The 9,799-nt window shown below is 58.6% G+C and carries 9 protein-coding genes; 6 read left to right on the forward strand and 3 right to left on the reverse strand.

The window, feature by feature from the left end; translation table 11 throughout:
• Window positions 1–34: 34 nt before the first annotated feature.
• A complete protein-coding gene (locus tag M5G18_RS01550; RefSeq protein WP_273896935.1) occupies window positions 35–1,084 on the forward strand; it encodes an NAD(P)-dependent alcohol dehydrogenase in 1,050 nt (349 codons plus the stop codon).
• Between the two features lie 106 nt (window positions 1,085–1,190).
• Here M5G18_RS01550 and M5G18_RS01555 read toward each other — a convergent pair whose 3' ends face one another.
• Window positions 1,191–2,516, reverse strand: a complete 1,326-nt coding sequence (locus M5G18_RS01555) for a hypothetical protein (RefSeq protein WP_273896936.1) — start codon at window positions 2,514–2,516, stop codon at window positions 1,191–1,193.
• A 23-nt stretch (window positions 2,517–2,539) separates the two neighbouring features.
• Window positions 2,540–3,544 carry a GNAT family N-acetyltransferase gene (locus tag M5G18_RS01560; protein ID WP_273896937.1) on the reverse strand — a complete coding sequence of 335 codons (1,005 nt, stop codon included), beginning with the start codon at window positions 3,542–3,544 and terminating at the stop codon, window positions 2,540–2,542.
• A 175-nt stretch (window positions 3,545–3,719) separates the two neighbouring features.
• Here M5G18_RS01560 and M5G18_RS01565 point away from each other — a divergent pair, with 175 nt between their 5' ends.
• From M5G18_RS01565 to M5G18_RS01585, 5 genes are all read left to right on the forward strand, one after another.
• Window positions 3,720–5,834, forward strand: coding sequence for a type VI secretion system Vgr family protein (locus tag M5G18_RS01565; RefSeq protein ID WP_273926070.1), 2,115 nt, complete (start codon window positions 3,720–3,722; stop codon window positions 5,832–5,834).
• Window positions 5,831–6,409, forward strand: coding sequence for a DUF4123 domain-containing protein (locus tag M5G18_RS01570; RefSeq protein ID WP_273900074.1), 579 nt, complete (start codon window positions 5,831–5,833; stop codon window positions 6,407–6,409). The genes M5G18_RS01565 and M5G18_RS01570 overlap by 4 nt, the downstream gene beginning before the upstream one ends.
• Window positions 6,410–6,629: 220 nt before the next feature.
• Window positions 6,630–7,145, forward strand: coding sequence for a GNAT family N-acetyltransferase (locus M5G18_RS01575; RefSeq protein WP_273900073.1), 516 nt, complete (start codon window positions 6,630–6,632; stop codon window positions 7,143–7,145).
• 37 nt (window positions 7,146–7,182) lie between these two features.
• The gene (locus M5G18_RS01580) at window positions 7,183–8,223 is read left to right on the forward strand and encodes a GSCFA domain-containing protein (RefSeq protein ID WP_273900072.1); all 1,041 of its coding nucleotides are present in this window, start codon (window positions 7,183–7,185) and stop codon (window positions 8,221–8,223) included.
• Window positions 8,192–8,881, forward strand: coding sequence for a hypothetical protein (locus tag M5G18_RS01585; RefSeq protein WP_273900071.1), 690 nt, complete (start codon window positions 8,192–8,194; stop codon window positions 8,879–8,881). Before M5G18_RS01580 ends, M5G18_RS01585 begins: the two co-directional genes overlap by 32 nt.
• A gap of 47 nt (window positions 8,882–8,928) precedes the next feature.
• Here M5G18_RS01585 and M5G18_RS01590 read toward each other — a convergent pair whose 3' ends face one another.
• Window positions 8,929–9,798: a TauD/TfdA dioxygenase family protein gene (locus M5G18_RS01590; protein WP_273900070.1), complete on the reverse strand. Its 870-nt coding sequence runs from the start codon at window positions 9,796–9,798 to the stop codon at window positions 8,929–8,931.
• Window position 9,799: the final 1 nt, after the last annotated feature.

Consider the following 9,799-nt stretch of genomic DNA (forward strand, 5'->3'; position numbering starts at 1 on the left):
TGGTCCTTCGACACATTCATCAAGGACTACTCCCATGCTCGTACACGCCTACGGTGCCCACGCCGGCGACCAACCCCTTGAGCCCATGCAGATCAATCGCCGCGCGCCGACGGCTCATGATGTGCAGATCGACATCGCCTTCTGCGGCATCTGCCACTCCGACCTGCACCAGGTGCGCGCCGAATGGGCCGGGACGCAATTCCCGTGCGTGCCCGGGCACGAGATTGTCGGCCGCGTTTCGGCGGTTGGCACCCATGTGTCCGACTACAAGGTCGGTGATCTGGTGGGTGTCGGCTGCATTGTCGACAGCTGCAAACACTGCGACGACTGCGAAACCGGCCTGGAAAACTACTGCGACAGCATGATCGGCACCTACAACTTCCCGACCCCGGACGCTCCGGGCTGGACCCTTGGCGGTTATTCGCAAAACATCGTGGTGCATGAGCGTTACGTGTTGCGTATCCGCCATCCTGAAGCTCAACTGGCCGCCGTCGCGCCGCTGCTGTGTGCGGGCATCACCACCTACTCGCCACTGCGTCAGTGGAATGCCGGGCCGGGCAAAAAGGTCGGTGTGGTCGGTATCGGTGGCCTGGGCCACATGGGTATCAAACTGGCCCATGCGATGGGCGCCCATGTCGTGGCGTTCACCACCTCCGAGTCCAAGCGCGAAGCCGCCAAGGCACTGGGCGCCGATGAGGTCGTGGTGTCGCGTAACGCCGAGGAAATGGCCGCGCACACCAAGAGTTTCGACTTGATCCTCAACACCGTCGCCGCGCCTCACGATCTCGACGCGTTTCTGGTGCTGCTCAAACGCGACGGCGCCCTGACGCTGGTCGGCGCACCCGCCTCGCCGCATCCGTCACCGAACGTGTTCAACCTGATCATGAAGCGCCGGACCATCGCCGGTTCGATGATCGGCGGTATTCCGGAGACTCAGGAGATGCTGGATTTCTGTGCCGAGCACGGCATCGTTTCAGACATCGAGCTGATTCGCGCCGATCAGATCAATGCGTCCTACGAGCGAATGCTGCAGGGCGATGTGAAGTATCGGTTCGTGATCGATAACGCGACGCTGGCGGGCTGAATACATCACAACGAAAGGAACCTGCAGACTTTGACCGTCGTGAAGATAACCCCCTGGTTCCAGCGGGGGGGTATCTTCTGATACGTTTTAATGTCAAAGGTCTGTTTCATTCATGAAGCACCCTTTCTTTATATTCCAGCAAAATCTTTTCGATAATCAACGAACGAATGTGTAGTGCTGAAATTTTATGTTTTGCGGCAAACTCTTTTGCTAGCGTCCCTACACTGGTGGTCCGTATTTTTTTGTCCTCGCAATATTCAATTTTAACTTCATCTTCCCACGTCAACGTAGCCAGATAGTTATCGCGCAACGTCCCGTATGCCTGAGTCAAGAACACAGACCCCATGTCGACTTTTTCAATGGTTTTGCTCTTCACCCGAAAGGTTTTATGATCGATCTTGCCTCTGGATCGCCAGCTTCTTTCTTCTGCTACAAATGTTGCGGTCACATCAGAGTCTTCTGAGGATGTGATGAAGCACGGGTCATACATCAACTCGTCACTGATCATGATGACCTGTTCAAGAGGCCGTCCACCGCCCCCCTCGCTCTTCTTGGCCTCGATCATCACCCCGACCTGAGCGTCATCGCCATCTTCATCGGCAACTACAGGATCGCGCCATTTATAAACAGGTACTCCGGAACCGCTGCCCATAGAGGAATATCGATAGGTGGATTTGAAGGGAAGCTTATCTTCCCTGTCAGTCTCGTAACCGCTCTGCAGGTTGCCGGTATTGACAACGTTGACATCCGACATGACGACAAGGCCCCTTTCACTGTAACGCAGGCCGGCTTGTTGGGCGGCAAGTCTTGAAATACCAAAGCCTGCAATCGGCTGGTCGCACGTCCAGGAGACAATTCCGACGTTAAGTTTTTCCATGACGTCTCCTACATTATCCATATAACACTTTGCCTCCGCTCCATGGACAACGAGGAACGTAGGGCGTTCTTCGGCATGGGCCGCCCACAAAAGCGCTCTGCAGAAATTGATGTCTTTCAGCAGCGCAGGACAACCAATTGTCGGAACAGCCATGACTTTGCGACGAACGTCATTGCATCCGGGGTTCAGCAACATTTCAAACTTGAACTTGACGTTTGCCCTTCCTCGTCGTTGGCGCAGCTCTTCACACTGCGCTGGCAAATAAATATCAGAGCAACCCACGGGCTGATATTTCATGGCGCCTTTGCCACCGTTATCGTGATATCGATAAACGTATGAGCAATAGGCCACTGCATTACAGTTTTTGAAATCTGAAAGTTCCGCCGGTATTTGCGGGTACCCCAAGCCGAGTGCCACACTGAATGTGTCGTCAAACATCGCTAACGGGCACTCTTGCCTGATCATTTGTTCGCCGATGTGTTCGTCATCCTCATCATAGATACCGGATGCCGCCTGGATATCCTCTTCCATCATGCTGGATTGATCCATTTCCATCTCGACACGCTCCCTGGTCGTCCCTAGATATGAAACTCGAAGATCCTGTTGCCCTTGCTTTCGCGCGTTCGCGCTTGCTCTTTCCACCCCAGCGTCTCGACCAGGCGTATCGACGGTAGGTTCGTTCGTGCAATGTTCGCCCGTAACCTTATCGAGTGCGGTTGCTTGCTCAGATGCACAAGCAGTTTTCCAATGGCATCGGTGGCAACGCCATAGCCCCAGAACGGCCGGGCGACCCAATAGGCGATGCATGTGAAGGGCAGTTCGTTACGTAACGTGATCGCTCCAATAAATCCAGCCTCCGAGTGTCTGATCGCGTAGGCCTCCTGACCATTTCCGGCACTGACCGACCTGATGTGCGTCTGGACCTGTTCCAGACTGATACGCGGCGGCATTCGGCCAAGCCTCCAGACATCCGGGTGAAGTGCATAGTGGAAATATCGCTCGGCATGGACTGTCGCCAAAGGCTCAATAGATATCGAAGGGCGAATCGGCGCGCAAACGCCAGCGCTTTGAGAAAGCCTGCCTGCTAACGGATTGTCGAACGGAAACGGAGTTTGCGCTCGAGTGACGATATCGTTGTCGGCAGCACGCTCCCAGATGTCCGTTTTCATACCTTCGAACAACGGTGTCATGCGCCGGTTCTTGCCCGGCCCCGCCGAGATCAATAAATCATGTGCAGCGGGATACTCTGCAAAAAGCGGCCCGACTACAAAGCAAAGACGTATGAATGAGCGAAGATCCGGCGCCTCTCGCAAAGTGTATTTCTCAGCCATCTCCAGCGCCGTTGCCAGCCGAGCGTCCATCTCCGCCGATGACAATCCCATCACGGTATGCGGGGCTGTTTCCTTCAGGTCAAGTATCACCTTCCTGCCAAGTTGTTCGCGCGCGTTGTAGTTGAACGCCTCCATCTGCTCATGCCTGATCATCAGCATACAATCGACCGTCCCTTGGTTTATTGGCCTGCCGCCTACGCCAAACTCACGTTTGCACACCTTCAACTCCACAGGATAGTGGCATTCAGCCATTTTGCAGACTACCTTATGCATGCCGCATCAACCGCTTACCGGCCAATCACCCGACGCGCGGGAATGGCCGCTCAGACACAAGCGCTGTCAGCCATTGGGTAGCTTCAGCTTTAAAAGGAATGGATTTCAATCTGGCGCAACCTCTCGTTGTGCCGACAAGGACGGAGTTCAAGGCATGCTGGACGCCAACGCTACCCACATTACCCTCACGCTCGAAGGCGCCTCCGCCGACCTGCAAGTCCTCAGCTTCACCGGTCGCGAAGCCCTCAACGAGCCGTTCCGTTTCGACATCGAACTGGTCAGCGCCCGCCCCGACCTCAAACTTGAAGAACTTCTGCACAAGCCCGGCTGCCTGACCTTCGGCGCCACCGGCGAGGGCAAGATTCATGGTCTTGTGTACCGCATCGAGCAAGGCGATTCCGGCAAGACCCTGACCCGTTACAGCATCAGTCTGGTGCCGCAACTGGCCTACCTGCGGCACAACCATGACCAGCAGATTTTCCAGCAACTGACGGTGCCGAAGATCATCGCTCAGGTACTGGAAGATCGCGGCATTCTGGCCAACGCCTACAGCTTCCAGCTCGGCGCCGAATACCCGGAACGCGACTACTGCGTGCAGTACGACGAATCCGACCTGCATTTCATCCAGCGCCTGTGCGAAGAGGAAGGCATTCACTTCCACTTCCAGCACAGCAGCAGCGGCCACAAGCTGGTGTTCGGCGACGACCAGACCGTGTTCCGCAAACTGAAACCGGTCAACTACCAGCAAGACTCCGGCATGACCGCCGACAAGCCGGTGATCAAGCGCTTCAACCTGCGCCTGGAAACCCGCACCAGCCGTGTCAGCCGCCGCGACTACGATTTCGAGAAACCGAAGATTCTGCCCGAAGGCGCGGCCAAATCCGCGTTCATGCCGGATCTGGAAGACTACGATTACCCCGGCCGCTTCACCACGCGCGAACGCGGCAAGCTGCTCTCGACCCGAGCGCTGGAACGCCATCGCAGCGACTACAAACTTGCCGAAGGCAAAGGTGACGAACCGACCCTGACGACCGGCCATTTCATGACCCTGGCCGAACACCCGCGCGCCGAATGGAATGATATGTGGCTGCTGCTGGAAATCTTCCACGAAGGCAAGCAGCCGCAAGTGCTGGGCGAGAACGTCACCAGCGACGTCACCGACAACAAGAGCGATTTCCACCAGGGCTACCGCAACAGCTTCGTGGCCACCCCGTGGGACGCCCACTACCGCCCTGCCCTCGAACACCCGAAACCGAAAGTCCTCGGCAGCCAGACCGCCATCGTCACCGGCCCCGGCGGCGAAGAAATCCACTGCGACCAGTACGGTCGCGTGAAGGTGCAATTCCACTGGGACCGCGAAGGCCAGGCAGACGACAAGACCACCTGCTGGCTGCGCGTCGCCAGCGGCTGGGCCGGCGCGGCCTACGGCGGCATCGCCATTCCACGGATCGGCATGGAAGTGCTGGTGACCTTCCTCGAAGGTGATCCCGACCAGCCATTGGTGACCGGTTGCCTGTACCACAAGGAAAACGTCGTCCCCTACGATCTGCCGGCGAACAAGACCCGTAGCACCTTCAAGACCCTGAGTTCACCGGGCGGCAAGGGCTACAACGAGTTCCGCATCGAAGACAAGAAAGGCGTCGAGCAGATCTACATCCACGCCCAGCGCGACTGGGACGAGAACATCGAACACGACCAGAAAATCCGCGTCGGCAATGAACGGCATGACACCGTTGAAGCCAATGTTTTAAGTGAATTCAAGGTCGAGGAACACCGCATCACTCATCTGGACCGCAAGAGCGAAATGCGCGCCAACGATCACCTGACTGTGGGCGTCACCCAGCATGTGAAGGTCGGCACCGGTCAGTTCGTGGAAGCAGGCACGGAGATTCACTACCACGCCGGTGACAAGGTGGTAATCGAAGGTGGCATGGAACTGACGGCCAAGGCTGGCGGCAGCTTCGTCAAGGTCGATGCCGGTGGCGTGACCATCAGCGGTGCCGAAGTGAAGGCCAATACCGGCGGTACGCCAGGCGCCGGCACCGGGATCGCGATTCTGCCGCCGGTCATTCCGTGGATAGCTGACAGCGATAAAAACGGACAACGGCTGAAAGCTGCTACTACTGCCAATGCGACCCGTATTTCCGCGCCGTCCCTATCGGCTATCGAACGCAAAAAGGCCCTTATACAACGCCAGGATCGCCAAGTCAGACCTCTCAAACAAGCGGCCGAAGATGGAAAGCCATTCTGTGAGATCTGTTCGAAATGAGTGCCCCGCATGAATCAGACCTGAGCCTGGTCACATGGCTTATTCGGGAGTTGTGGAGCGCAGGGAAAGGTCCGCAAGCACCGCAGGTATATGCATTGCTGGACGGAGCTCGCGATGACCGAATTGAACCCATGATCCGTTTGAGCAAGGCCGATTTCACCTGCCTGTATGCAGGACGCCTCACTCCAGCGCTGTCTGCCGTTGCACCCTATCTGGTACATCTTGATCCTGATCAAGCGTTCACCGGTTCATTGCTGGATTTGGGGTGGGGAGCAAGCTGTGGGTATTTTGTCATTGCACCCTCCGATGTTTCCCTCCGCCAGTTACGCCGTCATTTTCGCACTTTACTCAAAGTAGTGGACTTCGAAGGCAATGAGCTCGCCTTTCGCTTCTACGACCCGCGAGTGCTGCGCACCTATTTACCGACCTGCATGCCGGAAGAACTCAAAGCCTTCTTCGGTCCTTCCCTGCTTTTCATCGCAGAAACAACAACGGAGGGCACACTGGTTGCGTACTCTATCGACTCCGGTGCACAGAGGTGCACACTGCAGATAAGGCCTGGCAGCCTTAAGTAAACGGCAGGAAGAAACACGGGAAATTCAATAGCGATTGTGCAGAGCTTAAATCTCGCAACCACTGCAATCAGCACGATGCCCCTGCAGCAAACCCGCGAGCGGCTCAGAACGCCAGGTTCAGCAAAACCATTGAAACCGCCGAGCAGTCCTGCTCATTGATCTTTCCCCCCACACCAAGTAAAAAACCCTCTTCTTTTTCCATTCTTGCAAGGAGCAGCGGATGCTCGACCTCACCACGCAACGCCTGGACCTGCGCACGATGGTCGAATCCGACTGGCCGCTGTTCCTCAGGCTGCATTGCGAACCGCAAACCATGCAGTACGTGTTCGGTGAAATCGCCGAGGACCAGGTGCGCAAAGGCTTCGAGCATCGGCTTCCAGTCTGGGGGCCGCAGTCGGATCACTGGTTGTGTCTGGTGGTGACCGACAGGGCCAGCGGGCAGGAATTGGGCGTGACCGGATTCCGCATTCTGTCGCCGGGGCATGCCGAGGTGGGTTGCCTGCTGTTGCCGGAGTATCAGGGCAAAGGCTTTGGCACCGAGTCGCGGCAGGCGATCATCGATTATGCCGCCGCCATCGGGCTGGACTCGTTGGAGTCGACCGTGACCGACGGTAATATCGCGTCCTGCAAAGTGTTGGAGAAATGCGGTTTTGTATTCGAGCGCCGCGTGCCGCAGGCCTATCAGATTGGAGATCGATGGTTTGACGACCTGATCTACCGCTATCAAATCAGCTGACCCCGTTTTATCAGCGACCGCCAAGGAGGCCCTCGTCGTGAATCCTTATCAATGCCTGCCACCCCGCGCTTTCTGGCGCACCGCCGTGGCTGACAAGCCTGCGCTGACCATCGATCAACTGTGGACGCCGCATTTCGAGATCGGCAACAAGGACGCCATCGTCACCGCCGGTTCGTGTTTCGCCCAGCACATCGGCCGGGCGCTGGTGGAGCGCGGCATGAACTGGCTGGATGCGGAACCGGCCCCGACCGATTTGCCCGAAGCCGACTGGAAGGCCCACAACTACGGGGTGTTCTCGTTCCGCACCGGCAACCTGTACACCCCGGCGATGCTGTGCCAATGGCTGGAATGGGCGCTGGGCGTGAGCCTGCCGCCCGACGAAACCTGGGCCCATGACGGGCGTTTCTTCGACCCGTTCCGCCCCGCCGTGGAGCCCGACGGTTTTGCCAGCGAGGACGCGCTGTTCGCATCGCGCGAAGCCACCCTCGACGCCATTCGCACCGCCCTGCGCCGGGCCAAAGTGTTCGTGTTCACCCTTGGCTTGACCGAAGCCTGGCAAAACCGTCAGACCGGTCTGGTGTACCCCGTGTGCCCCGGCACCGTGCGGGGCACCTTCGATCCGCAGCTGCACCGCTTCTGCAATTTTGGCTTCATGGACACCTATGGCGACATGGTCCGGGCGCTGGAATTGATGCGTTCGATCAACCCGCAACTGCGTCTGCTGCTGACCGTGTCACCGGTGCCCCTGACCGCGACGGCCACGGGCGAGCATGTGCTAAGCGCCACCACCTATTCCAAATCGGTCCTGCGCGCCGTTGCCGGACAGCTGTGTGAAGACCTGCACGACGTCGACTATTTCCCCTCTTACGAAATCATCACCGGGACACCGTTCAAGGGCGCGTTCTACCAACCCAACCAGCGCGAGGTCACACCCGAAGGCGTGGCGTTCGTCATGCAGCAGTTTTTCGCCGGACTCGATGCGGTTCAACCGGTGCACACGCCGGCCAGCGTTCCCTCCACCTGTGTGCCCAGCGAGGAGCTTGTCTGTGAAGACGCCGTGCTCGATTACTACGCCTAGGTTTCTGCTGCTGGGCGATTCCCATGCCGGGGTCATCGGCAAGGCGGCGCAGGTGCGCGAGTTGCCGTTCAGTGGCGGTCCGCTGGGCACCGGCCGGGATTTCGCGGTGGACTTTTTCAGCCTGACCCGCCATGACGTGGTGTTTCGCGAGGCAGAGATGGAGCGCCTGTATCGCCAGGCCCTTGAGCCGTTCGAAGTGCCGCAACTGGCGAAGGTCGGGGTGCCGCTGGTGAGTACCATTGGCCTGAGCCTGCACTACCTCGCCACCGCGCCGAACTGGACGTGCTACCAGACACCGGACGGTGAATTCGACGAAGGTTTTCTCGGCGGGCCGCTGTTCGAATCCATCGTCGACACCCTGTCCCGTCCTGCTCTTGCGTTCTATGAACAGGCCCGGGCGATGAACCTCAAGGTGTTCGCGGTGCTGCCGCCGCAGCGGGTGCCGGAATTGTCCGATTCGCGGGTGTTCATGGCTGCGCAGGCGCTGCTGATCGAACGCCTGCAAGGGCTCGGCATCGAGCTGATTGATGTGCGCGCGGCGGCGAATGATGAGCAGGGTTTTCAGCGTTCGGTGTACTGCGAAGTGGATGACCCGTTGCACGGGAATCTGGCGTTTGGCGATCTGATCGTCGAGCAACTGCTCAAACAAGGTCTGTGAATGACCGGTGGGAACGGCACCGCCGCGCCCACCGTTTTTTTTACAGCTCAAGCCTTGGGCTGCGTCCCCAGAATCGTCACCCGCTCGCCATACCGCGAGTGCGGAAAATAATCCCAAACCGCATGGTGCTGGGTGCAGCGGTTGTCCCAGAACACCAGGGTATTCGGCGCCCAGCGCACGCGGCAGCTGAGGGACGGCTCCCGCGCTACCAGATCGAACAACATGTTCAACAGCACCTGGCTTTCCCCGCCGGACAACTGGACGATGTGCGACGTGAACCCGGAATTGACGAACAGCGATTGGCGCCCGGTTTCCGGGTGGCGGACCACCACCGGGTGTTCGGTTTTCGGCAGATTGGCCGGCGCCTCATAGCCCTTCCATGGGATCGCGCCGTCGTGGATCGCCGTCAGTTCGCCAAGAAACTGCTGCATCGTCGGCGACAGCATTTCCAGCGCCAGGTGCATGTTGGCGAACAGCGTATCGCCGCCGGTGCCGATGGCCGGGGTTTCCTTGACGTACAGCATCGAGCCCATGGACGGCGCCAGATCAGCGGTGCCGTCGGTGTGCCAGGTTTCGCCGGCCACGTAGCGCGATTGCGCATTGGCGCGGATCACTACCAGTTCCGGGTCATCGCCGTCGATGTCTTCCACCGGCAGCGCCCGCAGCTCACCGAACAGCCGGCCAAACGCCTTGTGCTCGTCCACCGTCAGATGCTGATCCCGAAACACCACCACGTGGTTCTCCAGAAAGGCCCGGCGGATTTCCGCGAGCTGCTCGTCGCTCAACGGTTGTGAAAGATCGACGCCGCCGATCTCGGCGCCGATGATCGGCGTGATCCGCTCGACCGTGATGTGCTGATACGGCGCGCGCCGTTCTGCGGCGATGCGCTCGATTGCCTTGAGTGCCAACTGATCCATG

Source organism: Pseudomonas aphyarum, assembly GCF_028657055.1.
In the GTDB taxonomy this organism is placed as follows: domain Bacteria; phylum Pseudomonadota; class Gammaproteobacteria; order Pseudomonadales; family Pseudomonadaceae; genus Aquipseudomonas; species Aquipseudomonas aphyarum.